Genomic DNA, 18,085 nt, shown 5'->3' on the forward strand with positions numbered 1-18,085 from the left:
GAACGGGGACTGGGGACGATGCCCGGCGGGGCCGCCTGGCGGAAGTGTGGGAGGCGTACGCGGGTCCCCGTATCCGCCCGTCACCCACGATGAAGAGGACATCCATGTCCCAAGCTGTGACCGCGCTTCCCCCGCCCCGTATCGGAAGGCTCTCGATCGCCGCCCTCGGCGTGCTGGCACTCGCCCTCGGCACCCTCCAGTCAGTGGTGGAGCCCGCGATCCCGCTGCTGCAAGGTGAGTTGGGGGTCACTCCCGACGAAGGGGCCCTGATCGGCAACACCTTGCTGATCACCGGCGCCGTCCTCACCCCTGTCGCGGGCAAACTCGGCGACCGCTACGGCGGGAAGCGGGTGCTGATCCGGCTGATGGCCGTGGTCGCGGCCGGCGGTCTGCTGGCGAGTGTGGCGCCGAATCTGCCGGTGCTGCTGCTCGGCCAGGTACTTCAGGGCGCCATGGTGGGCGCGCTGCCGCTCTCCTTCATCCTGGTGCGCAAGCATCTGTCGGCAGGCGAGTCGCAGGTGGCGATCGGGGTCGTCATCGCCCTGTTCACCGGCGGCGGCATGGTGGGCACCCTGATCGCCGGGCCGATCGCCGAACTGCTCTCCTGGCACTGGATGTTCGCGCTGCCGACGGCCGTCATCATCGCGACGACGATGGCCGTGGCCCGGCTGATGCCGCACGATCCGCCCGCCGAATCGGACAGCGGGATCGACTGGCCCGGCGTACTTCTGCTGAGCGCCACGTTGCTCACGTTCATGCTCGGGCTCGTGACCGTGACGAACGGCAGCCTTCCGCCACCAGCCGTCGGCGCCGTCGCGGTGGCCGTCGCCGCCCTCGGGACCGGCTGGGTCGCCGTCGAGCGCCGGGCGGTCGCTCCGATGGTCGATCTGCGCATGCTGGCGAAGCCCGCGATGTGGCACGCGTGCGTACTCACCTTCGTCATCACCGTCACCGCCGGGATGGTGATCTTCCTGCTCCCGCAGCTGTTCGCGATATCGGGCGACGGTTACGGCTTCGGAGCGAGCACCACCGACATCGGACTGTTCCTCCTTCCCGGCGCCGTCGCCGGGGCGTTGAGCGACTCGGTCGGCGGGGTCGCGGCGCGGCGGTTCGGCCCGCGCGCCGTGGTCGTCGTGGGCGCCGTCGTCACGGCGGCCACGCTGATCGCCCTGGCGGCGCAGCACACCGCGCCGTGGCACCTCGTCCTCGCGAAGGTGCTGACCGCGTTCGCGGCGGGCGTCGGTACGACGGCGCTGCTCGCCGGGACCGCGACCGCCGTCGAGACCAAGGACATCGGCATCGCCACCAGCCTGCTCGTGGTGACCCGGGTGATCGGCGTCGCGCTGGGCGCCCAGCTCGGCGGCGCCATCCTCGGCGCCGGGGGCGACCCGGTGACGGGCCTGCCGGCGGAGTCGGCCTTCGTGACCGGATTCGCCGTCGCCGGCCTTGTCGCCGCACTGTCACTGCTCGTTGTCCGCGTCACGAAACTCCACGCCACCAACAAAGGAGCAGGGGCATGACCCGTACCGGACGCCACGTACTGATCTCCGGGGCCAGCATCGCCGGACCCGCCCTGGCGTACTGGCTGCACCGGGCCGGATACGCGGTCACCGTGGTGGAGAAGGCGGGCGCGCTGCGCGGCGGTGGCTACCCCGTCGACATCCGAGGCACCGCGATCGAGGTGGTCCGGCGGATGGGGATACTGCCGGGGCTGCGGGACGCGCACATCGACTCGCGCCGTCTCACATTCCTCGACGCCGACGGCGGCAAGGTGGCGTCACTCACCCCGAGCGCCGTCTCCGGCGGTGTCGAGGGACAGGACCTTGAGATACGTCGCGGGGATCTGGCCGCGAGCCTCTACGCGGCCGTCCGCGACGACGTCGAGTTCCTGTTCGGCGATGCCATCGACGTCCTCGACGATCACGAGAACGGGGTCGACGTGACGTTCCGCAGCGGGCGACGGCGCACGTACGACCTCGTCGTGGGCGCCGACGGCATGCACTCACGCACCCGGGAGTCCCTGTTCGGCCCCGAGGAGCGGTTCCACCGCTACCTCGGCTACTGCTTCGCCATCTTCACCCTGCCGAACACCTTCGGGCTCTCCCGCGAGGTGATGATGTGGAACAGCCCCGGGAAGGCCGCGGCCCTCTACGCCGTCGGGGACGACGACGAACTGCACGGCTTCCTGAACTTCCACCGGCCGGGGCCGGCGCTCGACGTCCCCCGGAACCCGGGCGCCCAACGGGACCTGGTCGCCTCGGCCTTCGCGGGCGCGGGATGGGAGGGGGTGGCGGCGATGGTCGACGCCATGCGCGACGCGGACGATCTGTTCTTCGACACGGCCGGCCAGATCCGTATGCCCGCCTGGTCCCGCGGTCGCGTCGCGCTCGTCGGCGACGCCGCGTACGCCCCCTCGTTCCTCACCGGACAAGGCTCCAGCCTCGCACTGGCCGGCGCCTACATGCTCGCCAACTCCCTTGCCGCGTACGGAGATCACCGGGCGGCATTCGCCGCGTACGAACGGGACCTCCGTCCGTTCGTCGCCATGAACCAGGCCCTGGTCGACAACGGCGCGGCCACGCTCTTCCCCACCACGGAGCGGGCGCTGGAGCAACGCGACCGGGGGCTGCGTGACCTCCTCACCCTGCCCGCCGCGCCGCCGCGACCGGCCCATTCGGCCCTGACGCTGCCGGAGTTCGCCCTGCCGCGGTGACGCCGCACGTACGACGGGCGCGCTCAGTTTTCGACCAGGCCCGTCCGGTAGGCGATGACGACGAGCTGTGCCCGGTCACGCGCCTCCAGCTTCGTCATGGCGCGCTGCACATGGGCGCGGACGGTGAAGGGGCTGAGGAACATCCGCTCGGCGATCTCCTGGTTGGACAGGCCGGTCGCGACCAGGGCCACCATCTCCCGTTCGCGCGGGGTGAGTACGGCGAGCCGGTCGGGGTCGTGCGGCCGGGGGGCGTCCGGGGTGGCCAGGAAACGGGTGACCAGGGAGCGGGTCGCCGCGGGGGACAGCAGGGTGTCGCCGTCGGCGACCGTACGCACGGCGTTCAGCAGGTCCTCGGCGCCGATGCCCTTGCCGATGAAGCCGGCGGCCCCCGCGCGCAGCGCCTGGGCGACGTACTCGTCGGTCTCGTACGTGGTGAGGATCAGGATGCGGCTGGCCCGCAGCTCCGGGTCCGCGCAGATCTCCGAGGTGGCGGCGAGCCCGTCGACCTCGGGCATCCGGATGTCCATGATCACCACGTCCGGGCGCAGCTTCCGGGTGAGCCGCACCGCCTCGCGGCCGTCGGCGGCCTCGCCGACCACGGTGATGTCGTCGGCGGTGTCGAGCAGGATCCGGAACGCGTCGCGCAGCAGGGCCTGGTCGTCGGCGAGCAGCACCCGGAGCGTCATGGCGCACCCCCGGGCCTGGCGGGCGGGAGGGGCAGCTCGGCGGAGACGAGGAAGCCGCCCTCCGGGCGTCTGCCGGCGGAGAGCTGACCTCCGGCGGCGGTGGCACGTTCCCGCATCCCGATCAGTCCGTAGCCGGGCGGGCGGCCGTGCACGGCCACCGCGCCCTCTCCGTCGTCGGCGACGGTGACGGTCACGCGGTCGCGGCTCCAGGCGAGGTGCACGCGGGCGGTGCCGGTGGCGGCGTGTTTGGTCACGTTGGTCAGGGCCTCCTGGACTATGCGGTACGCGGTGAGGTCCACACCCGGTGCCAACGGCCGTGCTGTGCCTTCCTGTTCCACCGACACCTCCAGACCCGCGCCGCGGAACGACGCGAGGAGCGCGGGCAGCCGGGACAGACCGGGCGCCGGTTCGGCGGGCCCGGCGGTGTCCCCGGACTGACGCAACAGACCGACGGTGGACCGCAGTTCGTCCAGCGCGTGACCCGTTGTCTCGACCAGCTCGCGCAGGCTCTTACGGGTCTGCTCCGGGCGGATGTCGAAGAGATGGGCGGCGACCGTGGCCTGCGCGTTGGCCAGGGTGATCTGATGGGCCACGAGGTCGTGCAACTCCCGTGCGATACGTACCCGTTCCTCCGCCACCCGCCGCCGCGCCTCGCCGTCGCGGCTCTCCTCGGCCCGCCGGGCCCGCTCCTCCACGGCCGCCAGGTAGGCCCGTCGGTTCCGTACGGAGTGGCCGAGGACGCCGGCCATCAGCGGGAACGCCGCCACCGATCCCATCCTGCTCGCGTCCTGCCACGAGACGCCCCCGAACAAGGGCGTGGAGGCGACGAGCAGCACCAAGGAGGTGCCCAACACCGCGCCGGCCGCGCGCCGTTCGGTGCGGGCGGTGAGCGCGTAGGAGTAGGCGGTGATCAGGGCGGGGGCCACGATGAGCGGGCTCAGCAGCAGACCCAGGGGCGCCACCAGTACGCCGCTCGCGGTCGTGGCCGCCAGCACGGCCAGGGGCGCCCGGCGCCGTAGCGGCAGCACGGCGCAGGAGACCACGGCGATGACGTACGCGGCGGCGGGAGGCGCGGTCAGGGTGTCGTCGACCTGCACCACCCCGCCGAGCAGACAGAGCACGAACGCCGTCGCGGTGACCGCCCCTTCCCGCCACCACGTACCGCGCGGTCGCGGGCCACCCCCCGTTTTCGTCACGCGGTTCAGCGTACGGGGCGGCCGACACGCCCGGTGGGCAATCCGTTGCCGCTAAGAAGCCGTCAAGTACGACCCTCGCGGCGTATGGGTTTCGCAGTGCGTCGAACTCCGAATTCCCCCTGTCCGTCTGCACGATCAGTGAAGGGCGAAGCGAACAAGGAGCGATCGTGCCGAACAAGACCCTGACCCAGCGCCTCAAGCTGCCAGATTTCAAAATTCCAGATCTCACGCTGACATGGAAATTCACCATTGAGACCACCTGGCAGACCATCGGTGAGCTGCCATGGAAAACCATTGCCGAGATTCTTGGGAAGTCCGGTCTTGAGGGGGCCCCGCACGCGATTCAGGCGGGCGGAATTCTCGCCGAGAGCGATCTGGTCTACGCCGTCGGCGTCGGGGCGAACGGGGACGTGGGGGCGAAAGCGGCCCTGGAGGAGATCGTCCGCTGGCGCCAGGACCGGGGGGAACCGGAGCTGAATCTCTACAAGGTGGGCGCCGGACTGGTCAACATCGCCGGTCTGGCCGCGTACGCGGCCTCCGGCGTCGGCGCGGTGAGCCCCGCCGTGGGCGGAGCCGGCGCTCAGCTCGCGGGGATGGCGTATCTGGTGATCGAGGGCTCGTCGAAGGATCCGGCGAGAGCGAAGGTCTCGCTTGCCCGAAGGGCGATGGACGCCGGCCGTGAGGGATATTCCTATCTGGTGCAGGGCTACGGCACGGGAATCCTGAACAAGGACGTCTACGCGGCCGGACTCGGGCTGAACGGGCTGGTCGGTGCCCAGGCGTTCGCGGACGAGTTCGGGAATCTGGTGCGCACGTTCAAGGGCCCGGACGAGAATTCGCCGAAGCCGAACTACGGGAAGATGTTCGGCGGGTTTCTCAATATGGCGGGGGCGGTGGGCTACGCCGTGGGCAGCTCCCGGGTGATCCATGATGTGGTCCCGCACAAGTACGTCCAGCTCATGCGCGGGATATCCGCGGCGGTCGAGGCGCTTTCCTACGGCGTGATCATCGGCTCGGAGGTCTCGGCACGCGTGATCGCGGAACGCGCGTCGGCGGCACGTGCGACGCCGGAACGCCGCGCGGGAGTCCCGCTGCTGCCCACACATCGGCCCGCCTCCGTCCGGCCGGCGAAGCCCTGCCCCTCATCGTCGCCGCCGCGCAACGCGCACAAGCGCTGACGGTGTGGCCGGCCCCGGTCTGGGACAATTCGGTCAGCCTGTTGCGTGGAACACTTTTGCAAGCGGGTGCTTGCAAAAGTTAGCAAGAGTGGGCACCCTGGAGTCATGGCATCACTCAACGTCGGCAATCTCGGTGAGTACCTGCGCGAGCAGCGGCGCAACGCGCAGCTGTCGTTGCGGCAGCTCTCCGAGGCCGCCGGGGTGTCCAATCCGTATCTCAGCCAGATCGAACGCGGTCTGCGCAAGCCGAGCGCGGACATCCTCCAGCAGCTCGCCAAGGCGCTGCGGATCTCCGCCGAGACGCTGTACGTGCAGGCCGGGATGCTCGACGAGCGGGAGCGCGAGGAGCTGGAGACGCGTGGCGTCATCCTCGCGGACCCGTCGATCAACGAGCGGCAGAAGCAGGTGCTCCTGCAGATCTACGAGTCCTTCCGTAAGGAGAACGGGCTCGGCACCGAGGACGACGCGTCCGGTACGGCCGGCGGAAGTGCTGTCACCCCACCCTCACACTGATACCGGAGGACCACAGACATGGCCATCGCCGATGACCTGCGCAAGACGTTCAGCGACCCGACCCCCCTCTACTTCGCGGCCGGTACGGCGGATCTCGCCGTCGAGCAGGCCAAGAAGGTTCCCGGGCTGATCGAGCAGCTCCGCGCGGAGGCCCCGGGCCGTATCGACGCGGTGCGCAACGCCGACCCCAAGCTCGTCCAGGACAAGGTCACCTCGCAGGCGAAGGAAGCGCAGACGACCGTTCAGTCCAAGGTCACCGAGGTGCTCGGGTCGCTCGACACCGACCTGAAGAAGCTGGGCGAGACCGCCCAGGACCTCGCGCTGCGGGGCGTGGGCGTGGCCGCCGAGTACGCGGTCAGGGCCCGTGAGACGTACGAGAAGGTCGCCGAGCGCGGCGAGCAGTCCGTACGCACCTGGCGGGGCGAGGCCGCCGACGAGATGACGGAGATCGCCGTCGCCGTCGAGCCCGGGACGAAGCAGAGCACCAAGCCGGCGGCCAGGCCCGCCGCGGCGAAGCCGGCCCCGGTGAAGCCCGCCCAGGCGAAGCCCGCGTCGGCCAAGGCCAAGCCGGAGGCCAAGGCCACCGGCACGAAGCCCGCCGCGCGCAAGACGACGGCCACGCGTAAGCCGGCCGCCGCCAAGAAGGCCACACCGCCCGCGAGCAAGTAGCGGGCAGCGGGTAGCGGCGAGCAGCAGTGGCGAACAGTCGGATACCGAAAACAACGGTCCGGGCACCACAGCGGTGTCCGGACCGTTGTACGGGTACCTTGTCGGCACACGATCCGGCAGATGATTCGGACAGAAACAGGCGGTGGGCAACGTGTTGATGGCTGGCTTCGACGGGCTTGTGGCTCTGTTGAGCATCCCGCTGACCGTGTTCGGCGCCTTCGCGCTGGTCGACGCGTTCATCCGGCGTGAGGACGCCTTCCGCGCCGCCGACAAGCAGACCAAGCCGTTCTGGCTGATCATCCTCGGCATCGCGCTCGTGGTGAGCCTGATCTTCCCGCTGCTGTCGTTCCTGCCGATCATCGGGCTGATCGCGATCATCGTGTACTTCGTCGATGTGCGCCCCGCGATCAAGCAGGTCGGCGGCAGTGGCGGCGGACGCCGCAGCGGCGGCTCCAGCAGCGACGGACCGTACGGGCCGTACAACGGCGGTCGCTGAGCCGGGGCAGGACCCCTGCTCGGAGCGCTCAGGCGGTGACCAGCGCCGTGCCACGGTCCAGCAGCAGCACGGCCACGTCGTCCGTCAGCTCGCCGCCGTTCAGCTCCCGTACCTGAGCCACCGCGGTCTCCAGCAGCTCCTCGCCGCTCAGACCCCGCGCCAGCAGACCGGTGATCATCTCGACCATGCCGTCCTGGCCGAGCCGCTGCTTCGTGCCCGCCCCGACGCGGCCCTCGATCAGCCCGTCCGTGTACATCATCAGGCTCCACGCCTCGCCCAGCTGGACCTCCCGGCGCGGCCAGCGGGCGCGCGGCAGCAGTCCGAGCGCGGGGCCGCCCTCGTCGTACGGCAGCAGACGCGGCGCCCCGCCCGCCCGGACGATCAGCGGCGACGGGTGTCCCGCCAGGCAGAGCCCGGCCCGCCGGCCGTCCGGCGCGATGTCGATCGTGCACAACGTCGCGAAGATCTCCTCGCTCTCCCGCTCGTGCTCCAGGACCTTCTGGAGCGTCGAGAGCAGCGTGTCCCCGCAGAGCCCGGCGAAGGTCAGCGCCCGCCAGGCGATCCGCAACTCCACCCCCAGCGCGGCCTCGTCCGGGCCGTGCCCGCAGACGTCGCCGATCATCACGTGGACCGTGCCGTCGGGCGTGCGGACCGTGTCGTAGAAGTCGCCGCCGAGCAGGGCGCGGGAGCGGCCGGGCCGGTAGCGGGACGCGAAGCGCAGGTTGGAGCCCTGGAGGAGCGGTGTGGGCAGCAGACCGCGTTCCAGCCGGGCGTTCTCCTGCGCCCGCAGCCGGGACTCGGTGAGCTGGCGCTGCGCGACGTCCGCGCGCTTGCGCTCGACGGCGTAGCGGATCGCGCGGCTCAGCAGCCTGCTGTCCAGTTCGTCACGGAAGAGATAGTCCTGCGCGCCCACCCGCACGGCCGCCGCCGCTCGCTCGCTGTCGCCCTCGGCGGCCAGCGCGAGAACGGCGTGCCGGGGCGCGAGCCGCAGCACGTGCTTCAGCGGCGCGAGGCCGTCGTGGTCGCTGTCGTAGCGGCCCGGCAGCGCCAGGTCCACGAGGATGCACTGGATGTCGTCGGTGAGCAGCCGCTCGGCCTCGGTGAGGTTGCGCGCGGTGCGGATACGGACCCGGGTGCCCGCCGCGTCGGGAAGTTCCGGTGCGCTGAAGGTGCCCGCGGGATCGTCCTCGATGACGAGGAGCGTGAGGTCGCCGCCTCCGCCGGAGGTCTCCGGGGCGGGCGCACTCTCGACTGGCGAGCCGGTGCGCTGTCGCGGCATCGGTACAGGTACGGCCATCGGTCTGTGAGTCCTTCCCTCCCCCCGAGGGCACGATGAGACGCCGATCGACGCCCCACCGACCGGGACCCTAGCGTTAGCCGGTGCCCGAAAGGAATGGCGTACGGAACGCCGTACGGAGAAGATCCCGCGCCATATGCCGCTTCCCGCCACGCATCCGGCACGATCGGCCCCTCCTGAGGAGCCGAAACGGCCATGACAAACATCACGTGGAACAGAGAAGTGGAGCGGGGCGGCCTACTTGTCCGGCCTGACGACGCCGAGAATCACCATCGAGCCCGCCCCGGTCAGCGTCACCTGCCGGCCGGGCCGGGGCGCGTGGACGATGGAGCCGTTGCCCACGTACATCCCGACATGGCTGGCGTCCTGGTGGTAGATGATCAGGTCGCCGGGGCGCATCTGCGAGACCGGGACACGGGGGAGCAGCCGCCACTGTTCCTGTGAGGTGCGCGGGATGACCTTCCCGGCCGCCCGCCACGCCTCGGACGTCAGCCCCGAGCAGTCGAACGACGCCGGGCCCTCGGCGCCCCACACGTACGGCTTGCCGATCTGCGCCGTGGCGTACTCGATGGCCGCCTTGCCCTGGGCGCTCGCCTCGCCGTTGATGTCCTTGAGCTCGCCCGAACCCAGCCAGGCCTCCTGCGCCTTGGCCGCGTCCTGCTGCTCCAGCATCAGCAGCCGGTCGCGCTCCTCCTTCTCCAGCCCCGCCTCGATCTTCTTGGCGGCCTTGATCTGCTGGGTGATCTCCTTCTTCGCCTTCGCCTGCTTGACCCGGCTCGCTTCGAGCTTGGTCCACTCGGCGCCGGCCTTTTTCGTGTACGCCGTCAAGTCGTCCTGCGCCTTGGTCATTTGACCGAGCAGGTCCTTGGTCGCCTTCTGGCCGCGCTGGACGCGGCCCGCGCCGTCGAGGAAGAGCTGCGGGTCGTCGGTGAGCAGCAACTGCGCCTCGGGTGGCAGCCCTCCCGCGCGGTACTGCGCGCGGGCCGCGGCGCCGGCCTGGCGCTTGAGCCGGTCGATCCGGACCTGGCCGTTGACGATCTCGCTGGAGAGCCTGACCAGTTCGGCCGACTGGTTGTCGGCGCGCTCCTCGGCGAGGTTGTACGCGTCGGTGGCCGAGGTGGCCTTGCCGTACAGCCCGTCGATCTTCCTGCGTACCGCTTCGAGCTTCGAGTCGTCCGCGCCGGCCGTCCTGCCGTCCGCCCCCGGCGGCAGGCTCCGGTCGAACGGCCGGGGCGCCACGGGCGGGTCGCTCGGCGCGGCGGGGGACGACGGTGAAGTGGGCGACGCGGGAGCCGCGTACGCCTGGTTCAGCAACGCCGGTGACGACAGCACCGACAGCGCGCAGACGACCGTGATCGCGGCTGTGACCCAGCGGCGTCTGTTCACGAGCTTCCCCTCCGGACTTCGGACCGACACGTCTGCCCCACCCAACTGACTTACTGTCAGTAACTGTTCTGCGCCGTCGTGATCGTGCCATGCCCGCCCCCGGAACGACAGGGGGCAGTACCGGCCACCGGTCACGTCCACCAACCGTCAGAGACGAACGGCCCGTCGCTCATGTTCCCCTGAACGCATCCGTTTCGTCAGAGTTCGGCGCCAGCGCCCGCCACTCCACCGTGACTTCACCCTGTCGCCATCTGCTCCGCCCGCCGCCCGCAGCCGGGCCGGCCAGCGGCCAGTCCGCCGCGAGACTCCCCACCGCCCTGATCCACCGCTGCCGGGCGCCGAGTGAGGCGTACGGGGCCGCCGCCGCCCACGCCCGGTCGAAGTCCCGCAGGAAGGCGTGCACCGGCTCGCCCGGCACATTGCGGTGGATCAGTGCCTTCGGCAGCCGCTCCGCCAGGTCCGACGGGCGGTCCAGCGAGCCGAGCCGGGTCGCGAAGGTGACCGTGCGCGGACCCTCCTTACCGAGGGCGATCCACACATGGCGCCGCCCGATCTCGTCGCACGTCCCGTCGATGAGCAGGCCGTCGGGCGCGAGCCGGGCGCGGAGCCGGGTCCAGACCGCCGCGACCTCGCTCTCGTCGTACTGGCGCAGGACGTTCGCCGCCCTGATCAGCAGCGGCCGGCGGCCGTCCGCGGGGCCCGGCAGCGGGATCTCGAAGCCGCCGTGGACGAAGCTGAGCCCGTCCTCCTCGTACGGAAGCGCCGCCGCGACCCGCGCGGGCTCGATCTCCACGCCCACCACCTCGGTACGCGGCTCGGCCGCCCGCAGCCGCCGCAGCAGCTCGACGGCGGTCCAGGGCGCGGCGCCGTATCCGAGGTCGACGGCGACGGGGTCGGCCGAGCGGCGCAGCACCGGGCCCTGTACGGCGGCGATCCAGCGGTCCATGCGGCGCAGCCGGTTCGGGTTGGTCGTGCCGCGCGTGACCGTGCCCACGGGGCGACGGGGCGAGGAGGAAGGGCGCGCGGGCATGCGGCTGAGCCTAACGACGGCCGGACCTCCTACGCGCAGGCGGGCGACCGCCGGGCGACCGGCACCCGTGCCAATGGTTGAGCGGCCAACGGTAATGATTCGGCAAAGTGGGAAATGAAAGAGCCCGTTCCGGCGTTGCCGCGCGCAGAGGGTCCCCAGCCCTCTCCAAGTCGTGCTCCGAGCGAGAGGTTCGTCGACGTGAGCCAGTACGTGTCCAGGCTTGCCGGCACCCTGGTGTCACCGCCCCGGCTCCGCATCCCCGGCCACCCGCGCAAACCGCGGCGCGTCGCCATGCTCAGCGTCCACACCTCCCCGCTGCACCAGCCGGGGACGGGCGACGCGGGCGGCATGAACGTCTACATCGTCGAGCTGGCCAGACGCCTGGCCGCCATCGACATCGAGGTCGAGATCTTCACGCGCTCGACCACCGGCGGGCTGCCCCCCAGCGTGGAGCTGGCACCGGGCGTGCTCGTACGGCACGTGGACGCCGGTCCGTACGAGGGCCTGGCCAAGGAGGAGCTGCCCGCGCAGCTCTGCGCCTTCACGCACGGCGTGATGCAGGCGTGGGCCGGCCAGCGCCCCGGCTACTACGACCTCGTCCACTCCCACTACTGGCTCTCCGGCCATGTCGGCTGGCTCGCCGCCGAGCGGTGGGGCGCGCCCCTCGTCCACGCCATGCACACCATGGCCAAGGTCAAGAACGCCGCGCTCGCCGAAGGCGACGCCCCCGAGCCCGCGGCCCGTGTCATCGGCGAGACGCAGATCGTGCGCGCCGCCGACCGGCTGATCGCCAACACCTCCGAGGAGGCCGACGAACTCGTCCGCTTCTACGAGGCGGATCCCGGGAAGGTCGCCGTCGTCCACCCCGGCGTGAACCTGGACGTCTTCCGCCCCGCCGACGGCCGCGCGGCGGCGCGCGCCCGTCTGGGGCTGCCGCAGGACGCGTTCGTGCCGCTCTTCGCCGGCCGTATCCAGCCGCTCAAGGCCCCCGACGTCCTGCTGCGCGCCGTGGCCGTCCTGGTGGACCGCGAGCCCGCCCTCCGTAGGAGGCTGGTCGTTCCGGTCGTGGGCGGCCCGAGCGGCAGCGGTCTGGCCAAGCCGGAAGGGCTGCACAAGCTGGCGGCCAGGCTCGGTATCGCCGATGTCGTACGGTTCTGTCCGCCGGTCGGCCAGCAGGCGCTCGCCGACTGGTTCCGCGCGGCGTCCGTGCTGGTCATGCCCTCCTACAGCGAGTCCTTCGGCCTCGTCGCCATAGAGGCGCAGGCGAGCGGGACCCCGGTGGTCGCGGCAGCGGTGGGCGGTCTCCCGGTGGCGGTACGCAACGGCCAGACCGGCTTCCTGATCCCCGGCCACGAGCCGGAGGCGTACGCCCAGGCGCTCGCCCGCTTCATCGACCGGCCCGAGCTGGTGGACCGGATGGGGCAGGCGGCCTCGCGGCACGCGCAGTCCTTCGGCTGGGACACGGCGGCGTCGGCGACGGCGGACGTCTACACGGCCGCCGTGCATGATCACCGAGGTCGCGTACGCTCGCACCATGGCTGACGACACGCGAGCCCGAGGCGGGGCCGGCGGCCCCGCGCACGCCGTCCACCTCGTCGAACAGAGCCTCAAGTCCGCCGCGCTCGACTCCGGTCTGGAGTGGGAGAGCCCCGATCCCGGCTCCTTCGTCGTCACGCTCCCCGGCACCCGCAAGCTCTCCACGACCTGCTCCCTGCGCGTCGGGCGGCACTCCCTCTCCGTGAACGCCTTCGTCGTCCGGCACCCGGACGAGAACGAGGGCGCCGTCCACCGCTGGCTGCTGGAGCGCAACCTCAAGCTGTACGGGGTGGCGTACGCGGTCGACCGGCTCGGCGACATCTACCTCTCCGGCAAACTGCCGCTGTCCGCCGTCGGCGAGGACGAGCTGGACCGGCTGCTCGGGACCGTACTGGAAGAGGCGGACGGTTCCTTCAACACGCTGCTGGAGCTGGGGTTCGCGAGCGCGATCCGCAAGGAGTACGCGTGGCGGGTGTCCCGCGGGGAGTCCACCAGGAACCTCGACGCCTTCACGCATCTGACCCGGCCCGCGGAGAATCCCGGACCCGCCTGACCTCTCTCACTCCCGGCGCCCGGCGTACCCGCATTCGGCTCCACCGGGTCGCCGGTCCGCATCCGCCGCTCCACGATCGTTCCATGGACGACCAACGTCAGGGCGGCGGCCCGTTGGACCGCAGGCACTTCCTCGGCGCCGCCGCCGGTGCCGCCGGGCTCGCGGTCGGGGCCCTGACCGGCTGCGACTCCTCGCCGGGCGGGGGACCGGCCGCCCGGCCCTCCGCGGACACCGGTACGGACATCGGCACCGACACCGACCTGACCGCCGCCGAACGCGAGCGCCCCGGCAGCCCCGACTGGCGCATCCGCTCGGTGGGCCCGGCCGACGCGGTCCAGGGGTACACCGACAAGGTGAGCGTCCTGCCGGGCGAGGAGTTCGGGCTGTACGTGTCGACGACCGCGCCCCGCTTCCGGGTCTCCGCGTATCGGATGGGCTGGTACGACGGGGCCCAGGCCCGGCTGGTCTGGCGCTCCGACCAGATGGCGGGCCGGGTCCAGCGCGATCGGCACATGGTCAAGTACACGCAGACCGTACGGGCCGACTGGAAGCGCACGCTCACCGTGCGCGCCGACGGCTGGCCCGAGGGCGCGTACCTGCTGCGGCTGGACGCGTCGAGCGGACACCAGCGGTACGTCCCGCTGATCGTCCGCTCGCGGAGCGCGGCGGGCCGGACCGTGCTGATGCACGCGCCCGCGACCTGGCAGGCGTACAACCTGTGGGGCGGCTACAACCTCTACGAGGGCAAGAACGGCGCGTACGGGGCCCGTTCGCTGGCCGTCTCCTTCGACCGGCCGTACGACAAGAACGGCGCGGAGAAGTTCCTCGTCCACGAACGCGCCCTGGTCGTCCTCGCGGAACGCCTCGGCATCCCCCTCGCCTACACGACAGGCATCGACGTCCATCTCTCCCCGTCGGTGCTGCGCGGCGCGACGGCGGCGATCTCGCTCGGCCACGACGAGTACTGGACCCCCGAGCAGCGGCGGCACTTCACCGGGGCCCGGGACGCCGGGACCAATCTGGCCTTCCTTGGCGCCAACACCTGCTTCCGCCGGATCAGGCTGGAGCGGGCCGACGACGGGGGGCCCGTCCGCACGGTGGTCTGCTACAAGACGGACTACGAGGGCGATCCGTATCTCGCCGAGCACCGCTCGATGGTGACCACCGACTTCCGGGTGTCGCCCGCCGCCGACCCGGAGTCGTCCATGACCGGCGTCCTGTACGAGGGGTTCCCCACGGACGCCCCGTACGTCGTCCACGGCGCCGACCACTGGATCTTCGAGGGGACGGGGGTCAAGCGCGGTGACTCCTTCGACCACCTGGTCGGGGTGGAGTACGACCGGGTGACTCCGGGGCAGCCGACCCCCGCGTCGCTGGAGATCGTGGCCCACTCACCGCTGGTCTGCAAAGGCCGCGACAGCCACGCGGATTCCGCGTACTACACCGTGTCCAGCGGCGCGGGCGTCTTCGCGACCGGGACGATGCGCTGGGTGGAGGGGCTCATGGCCGGGACCCGGGAGAACGGACGCAATCACCGGATGGACGCCCGGACCGGTGCCTTCGTCACCCGTACCACCGAGAACGTGCTCCGTGCCTTCGCGGCGGGTCCGGCGGGGCGGACCAAGCCGGCGCCGAGGGACAACGTGCGGAGCGTGTACGGGAGTACGGCGACCTGACCCGGCCTCACCGCGCACCGCTGCCGTACCACCTCTTCCCTCCCTCCGCCGCGCCGTGGCATGCTCACGCTGACCGCAGACCTGAACCTGGTTCACATATGTGGAGGTTGATGAGCGTGGGTATCCAACGAGCCATGAGTAGACGGGCGTTGCTCGCCAGCGCCGTGGCCGTCGCCGCGGCCGGTGCGGCGACCGGTCTCGGCCCCGCGAGCGGCTCCGCCGCCGCCGTGCCCCGCGGCCCGCGCACCTCCCCGCTCTGGCGTGAGTTCACCGAGTCGCCGCTGACCCACCCCCAGATCCCCTACGTCGGCCGGGCCGGCCAGCGCGCCGGAGCCACCCGCTTCCCGCGCCCCCGCGTGGTCGCCGACGTCCGCGCGTACGGCGCCAAGGGCGACGGCTCCGCCGACGCGGCCCCCGCCATCAACCGCGCGCTCGCCGAGGCGGGCAGGCGCGGCGGCGGCACGGTCCTCGTCCCGGCGGGCACCTACCGCGTCGACGACATCATCCGTATCTCGCACAGCGACGTGGTGCTGCGCGGCGCGGGCAGCGGACGCACCAAGCTGTACGCGACGAAGAACCTCACCGAGCTGATAGGCCCGTACGGCAGCCGCTTCGGCGGCGACAAGTCGAGCTGGTCCTGGGCCGGCGGCCTCATCTGGCTCGCCCCGGAAGCACGGCTCAACTCCCTCATCGAGTCCATCAAGGCCAAGAAGTGGCCCCTGGAGGGCTGGACGGGCAACGAGCGCACCGAGTTCGAGCCCCTCACCGCCGTCGCACCCGCCCGCCGGGGTGATCTCACCGTGACGGTCGAGGACGCGTCGCGGATCGAGCGCGGCGAGATCGTCCTCTTCCGTGTCGCCGACGACGCCGACCACACCCTCCTGGAACACATGTCGGGCGGCGGCCCGGCGACCGAGGCGTACGACTGGTCCGACAAGTCGAAGCTGCTGAGCTACGTGCCGTACGAGTGGCCCGTACGCGTCACCTCCGTAAGAGGACGCGAACTCACCCTGGAACGCCCGCTCCCGGTGGACATCCGCCCCGAGTGGAACACCATGATCACCACGCTCGTCACCCCGCTCACCGGCTCCGGCGTGGAAGGGCTGACGCTCGAAGCGGTCGAGACGCCGCAGTCGGTCCACCTGCTGGACAAGGGCCACAACGGCGTCACCTTCCAGTGCGCGTACGACTGCTGGGCCGACGACATCACCGTCCGGCACTGCGACAACAGCTTCGGCCTCGTCGCCGCCTCCGCCTGCACACTGCGCCGTACGCGCGTCGAGGGGCGCGGCTCGCACCATCCGTACTTCTGCCGCGAGGCGTCGCACGACAACCTCGTCGAGGACTTCTTCATCGGCGCGCGGACCGTCCCGGCCCCCGCGGGCACCCAACTGCACGGCATCAACGTCGAAGGGCTCTCCAGCCACAACGTCTGGTCGCGCGGCGTGATGGAGATGGGCACCTTCGACACCCACCGGGGGCTGCCGTTCGCCAACCTCCGTACGGAGATCACGCTCGACAACAACGGGACGCACGGCGGCGACGCGTCCGCGGGACCGCTGTACGGGGCGCGGTTCACGCACTGGAACGTCACCGTGCTCAACGAGCGGGCCGGACTGGTCAGGATCGACGGGATCGCGCCGTACAGCGTGACGGCCGGAATCAGTGAGGTGCGCGAGTTCGGGCAGATCGATGTCCCGGACTTCAAGGGCGAGTTGAACGCGCGGCTGGAGGCGTACGGCAGGCCGGGGGAGCTGCGGCCGGGCAATCTGTACGAGGCGCAGCGCGAGCTCAAGGTGCGCTGAACGCCCCTACGGGGCGGGTGACTTCGCCGCCTCCGCCACGGGACCCGTCCCCGGCTCCCGCTCCGTCCCCGGCTCCGTACGCGCGTCGGGGCCGGAGCCGGAGCCGCGGTCGAACCCGACATCGACCTCCTCCTTGGGAAGCCCCCGCATCAGCAGCCAGTACCCGCCGGCCGCCACCGTCCCCAGCACCGCGCAGACGCCCCACAGCCAGTCGGCGCCGTAGTGGTCGATCAGGAAGCCGGACATCAGCGGCGCGACCAGACCGGCCACCGCCCACGACATCGTGTACATGCCCTGGTAGCGGCCCCGCCCGTGGACCGGCGAGAGCCGGACCACGAGGCTGGTCTGCGTCGGCGCGTTGATGATCTCGGCGATCGTCCACACCAGCACCGCCAGCGCGTACACGGCCAGCGACCCGGCGAAGGCCGTCAGCCCGAAGCCGTAACCCGCCAGCGCCGAGGACAGGATCAGCAGCCTGCGGGTGTCACGGTGCTCGATGAACCGGGTGACCGGGATCTGGAGCGCCACGATCAGCACCCCGTTGAACGCGATGATCATCCCGAAGTCGGAGCTGCTGAAGCCGTCCGTGCCCATCGCGACCGGCAGCCCCACGAACCCCTGCTGGAAGATCAGCGCGACGACGAACGACAGCCCGACCACGCTCATGAAGCGGCCGTCCCGCAGCACGGTCCGCATCCCGACCTCCGCCGCCGGCTCGCTCTTCCCGTCCACGGGGGCGCGTTCGGGCCGCGACTCCGGCAGCTTGAGGAAGATCACCACGGCACAGGCCAGTGTCATCGCCGCCTCGCCCAGGAATCCGGCGAGATAGCTGTACTCGGCGATGAAGCCCGCGGCGACCGACGAGATCGCGAACCCCAGGTTGATCGCCCAGTAGTTCAGCGAGAACGCCCGCACCCGGTCCTCGGGCTTCACGATGTCCGCCATCATCGCCTGCACGGCGGGGCGCGAGGCGTTCGAGGTCATCCCGACGAGGAACGCGACGGCGGCGATGGCCGCCGGATGCTGCATGAAACCGAGCAGCGCCACCGACGCGGCCGTCGACAACTGCGCGATCAGCAGCGTGGGCCGCCGCCCGAGCCGGTCGGTCATCACGCCCGCGCCGACCGCGGAGACGACGCCGCCGAGGCCGTGGAGCGAGGCGACGAGACCGGCGTACGACGCCGAGTAGCCGCGCTCGATGGTCAGATACAGCACCATGAAGGTGGCGACGAAGGCACCGAGCCGGTTGACCAGTGTGCTCGTCCACAGCCACCAGAACTCACGGGGCAGCCCCGAGACGCTCCTCCTGACGCTCTCGCCCATGGCACGTCTCAGTCCGGCGATGGACATG

The 18,085-nt window shown here is 71.3% G+C and carries 16 protein-coding genes; 10 read left to right on the forward strand and 6 right to left on the reverse strand.

The window, feature by feature from the left end; translation table 11 throughout:
* Positions 1 to 104 precede the first annotated feature (104 nt).
* On the forward strand, positions 105 to 1,520 hold the full coding sequence (locus BHU15_RS03525) for an MFS transporter (RefSeq protein ID WP_069625801.1): 1,416 nt from the start codon (positions 105 to 107) through the stop codon (positions 1,518 to 1,520).
* Positions 1,517 to 2,713 (forward strand): FAD-dependent monooxygenase, encoded by a 1,197-nt coding sequence (locus tag BHU15_RS03530; RefSeq protein ID WP_069625802.1) that lies wholly within the window; start codon positions 1,517 to 1,519, stop codon positions 2,711 to 2,713. Before BHU15_RS03525 ends, BHU15_RS03530 begins: the two co-directional genes overlap by 4 nt.
* A 23-nt stretch (positions 2,714 to 2,736) precedes the next feature.
* Here the strand turns inward: BHU15_RS03530 and BHU15_RS03535 are convergent, their stop codons facing one another.
* Positions 2,737 to 3,399 carry a response regulator transcription factor gene (locus BHU15_RS03535; protein ID WP_069625803.1) on the reverse strand — a complete coding sequence of 221 codons (663 nt, stop codon included), beginning with the start codon at positions 3,397 to 3,399 and terminating at the stop codon, positions 2,737 to 2,739.
* A complete protein-coding gene (locus BHU15_RS03540; protein WP_069625804.1) occupies positions 3,396 to 4,595 on the reverse strand; it encodes a sensor histidine kinase in 1,200 nt (399 codons plus the stop codon). The genes BHU15_RS03535 and BHU15_RS03540 overlap by 4 nt, the downstream gene beginning before the upstream one ends.
* 167 nt (positions 4,596 to 4,762) lie before the next feature.
* Here BHU15_RS03540 and BHU15_RS03545 point away from each other — a divergent pair, with 167 nt between their 5' ends.
* From BHU15_RS03545 to BHU15_RS03560, 4 genes are all read left to right on the forward strand, one after another.
* Entirely contained in the window at positions 4,763 to 5,773 is a 1,011-nt protein-coding gene (locus BHU15_RS03545; protein ID WP_069625805.1) for a hypothetical protein, read from the forward strand.
* Positions 5,774 to 5,878: 105 nt separating this feature from the next.
* The gene (locus BHU15_RS03550) at positions 5,879 to 6,286 is read left to right on the forward strand and encodes a helix-turn-helix domain-containing protein (protein WP_069625806.1); all 408 of its coding nucleotides are present in this window, start codon (positions 5,879 to 5,881) and stop codon (positions 6,284 to 6,286) included.
* Positions 6,287 to 6,304: 18 nt separating this feature from the next.
* Positions 6,305 to 6,955 carry a hypothetical protein gene (locus BHU15_RS03555; RefSeq protein ID WP_069625807.1) on the forward strand — a complete coding sequence of 217 codons (651 nt, stop codon included), beginning with the start codon at positions 6,305 to 6,307 and terminating at the stop codon, positions 6,953 to 6,955.
* Between the two features lie 151 nt (positions 6,956 to 7,106).
* Positions 7,107 to 7,451 (forward strand): DUF2516 family protein, encoded by a 345-nt coding sequence (locus BHU15_RS03560; RefSeq protein ID WP_069625838.1) that lies wholly within the window; start codon positions 7,107 to 7,109, stop codon positions 7,449 to 7,451.
* Positions 7,452 to 7,479: 28 nt separating this feature from the next.
* Here the strand turns inward: BHU15_RS03560 and BHU15_RS03565 are convergent, their stop codons facing one another.
* From BHU15_RS03565 to BHU15_RS03575, 3 genes are all read right to left on the reverse strand, one after another.
* A complete protein-coding gene (locus tag BHU15_RS03565; RefSeq protein WP_069625808.1) occupies positions 7,480 to 8,748 on the reverse strand; it encodes a PP2C family protein-serine/threonine phosphatase in 1,269 nt (422 codons plus the stop codon).
* Positions 8,749 to 8,985: 237 nt separating this feature from the next.
* A complete protein-coding gene (locus BHU15_RS03570; RefSeq protein ID WP_069625809.1) occupies positions 8,986 to 10,134 on the reverse strand; it encodes a C40 family peptidase in 1,149 nt (382 codons plus the stop codon).
* Positions 10,135 to 10,303: 169 nt separating this feature from the next.
* Positions 10,304 to 11,164, reverse strand: a complete 861-nt coding sequence (locus BHU15_RS03575) for a class I SAM-dependent methyltransferase (RefSeq protein WP_069625810.1) — start codon at positions 11,162 to 11,164, stop codon at positions 10,304 to 10,306.
* Between the two features lie 198 nt (positions 11,165 to 11,362).
* On the opposite strand from BHU15_RS03575, the gene mshA reads away from it, so the two are divergent.
* The 4 genes from mshA to BHU15_RS03595 all read left to right on the forward strand — a co-directional run bounded on the left by mshA (position 11,363) and on the right by BHU15_RS03595 (position 16,734).
* Complete coding sequence (gene mshA / locus BHU15_RS03580; RefSeq protein ID WP_069625811.1) at positions 11,363 to 12,706, forward strand: D-inositol-3-phosphate glycosyltransferase; 1,344 nt, start codon at positions 11,363 to 11,365, stop codon at positions 12,704 to 12,706.
* Positions 12,699 to 13,253, forward strand: a complete 555-nt coding sequence (locus BHU15_RS03585) for a type III secretion system chaperone family protein (protein ID WP_069625839.1) — start codon at positions 12,699 to 12,701, stop codon at positions 13,251 to 13,253. Before mshA ends, BHU15_RS03585 begins: the two co-directional genes overlap by 8 nt.
* 83 nt (positions 13,254 to 13,336) lie before the next feature.
* The gene (locus BHU15_RS03590) at positions 13,337 to 14,929 is read left to right on the forward strand and encodes a N,N-dimethylformamidase beta subunit family domain-containing protein (protein WP_247748526.1); all 1,593 of its coding nucleotides are present in this window, start codon (positions 13,337 to 13,339) and stop codon (positions 14,927 to 14,929) included.
* A 134-nt stretch (positions 14,930 to 15,063) separates the two neighbouring features.
* Positions 15,064 to 16,734 carry a glycosyl hydrolase family 28-related protein gene (locus tag BHU15_RS03595; protein WP_107422778.1) on the forward strand — a complete coding sequence of 557 codons (1,671 nt, stop codon included), beginning with the start codon at positions 15,064 to 15,066 and terminating at the stop codon, positions 16,732 to 16,734.
* Between the two features lie 6 nt (positions 16,735 to 16,740).
* Here BHU15_RS03595 and BHU15_RS03600 read toward each other — a convergent pair whose 3' ends face one another.
* Positions 16,741 to 18,084 carry an MDR family MFS transporter gene (locus BHU15_RS03600; protein ID WP_079127862.1) on the reverse strand — a complete coding sequence of 448 codons (1,344 nt, stop codon included), beginning with the start codon at positions 18,082 to 18,084 and terminating at the stop codon, positions 16,741 to 16,743.
* Position 18,085: the final 1 nt, after the last annotated feature.

Source organism: Streptomyces niveus (assembly GCF_001723055.1).
In the GTDB taxonomy this organism is placed as follows: domain Bacteria; phylum Actinomycetota; class Actinomycetes; order Streptomycetales; family Streptomycetaceae; genus Streptomyces; species Streptomyces niveus.

Excerpts from the sequence above, each read along its gene's own strand:
- BHU15_RS03575 (WP_069625810.1), bottom strand. The coding sequence starts at position 11,164 with ATGCCCGCGCGCCCTTCCTCCTCGCCCCGTCGCCCCGTGGGCACGGTC.
- BHU15_RS03555 (WP_069625807.1), top strand. The coding sequence starts at position 6,305 with ATGGCCATCGCCGATGACCTGCGCAAGACGTTCAGCGACCCGACCCCC.
- BHU15_RS03595 (WP_107422778.1), top strand. The coding sequence starts at position 15,064 with ATGAGTAGACGGGCGTTGCTCGCCAGCGCCGTGGCCGTCGCCGCGGCC.
- BHU15_RS03585 (WP_069625839.1), top strand. The coding sequence starts at position 12,699 with ATGGCTGACGACACGCGAGCCCGAGGCGGGGCCGGCGGCCCCGCGCAC.
- BHU15_RS03600 (WP_079127862.1), bottom strand. The coding sequence starts at position 18,084 with ATGTCCATCGCCGGACTGAGACGTGCCATGGGCGAGAGCGTCAGGAGG.
- BHU15_RS03535 (WP_069625803.1), bottom strand. The coding sequence starts at position 3,399 with ATGACGCTCCGGGTGCTGCTCGCCGACGACCAGGCCCTGCTGCGCGAC.
- BHU15_RS03565 (WP_069625808.1), bottom strand. The coding sequence starts at position 8,748 with ATGGCCGTACCTGTACCGATGCCGCGACAGCGCACCGGCTCGCCAGTC.
- BHU15_RS03525 (WP_069625801.1), top strand. The coding sequence starts at position 105 with ATGTCCCAAGCTGTGACCGCGCTTCCCCCGCCCCGTATCGGAAGGCTC.
- BHU15_RS03530 (WP_069625802.1), top strand. The coding sequence starts at position 1,517 with ATGACCCGTACCGGACGCCACGTACTGATCTCCGGGGCCAGCATCGCC.
- BHU15_RS03550 (WP_069625806.1), top strand. The coding sequence starts at position 5,879 with ATGGCATCACTCAACGTCGGCAATCTCGGTGAGTACCTGCGCGAGCAG.
- BHU15_RS03590 (WP_247748526.1), top strand. The coding sequence starts at position 13,337 with ATGGACGACCAACGTCAGGGCGGCGGCCCGTTGGACCGCAGGCACTTC.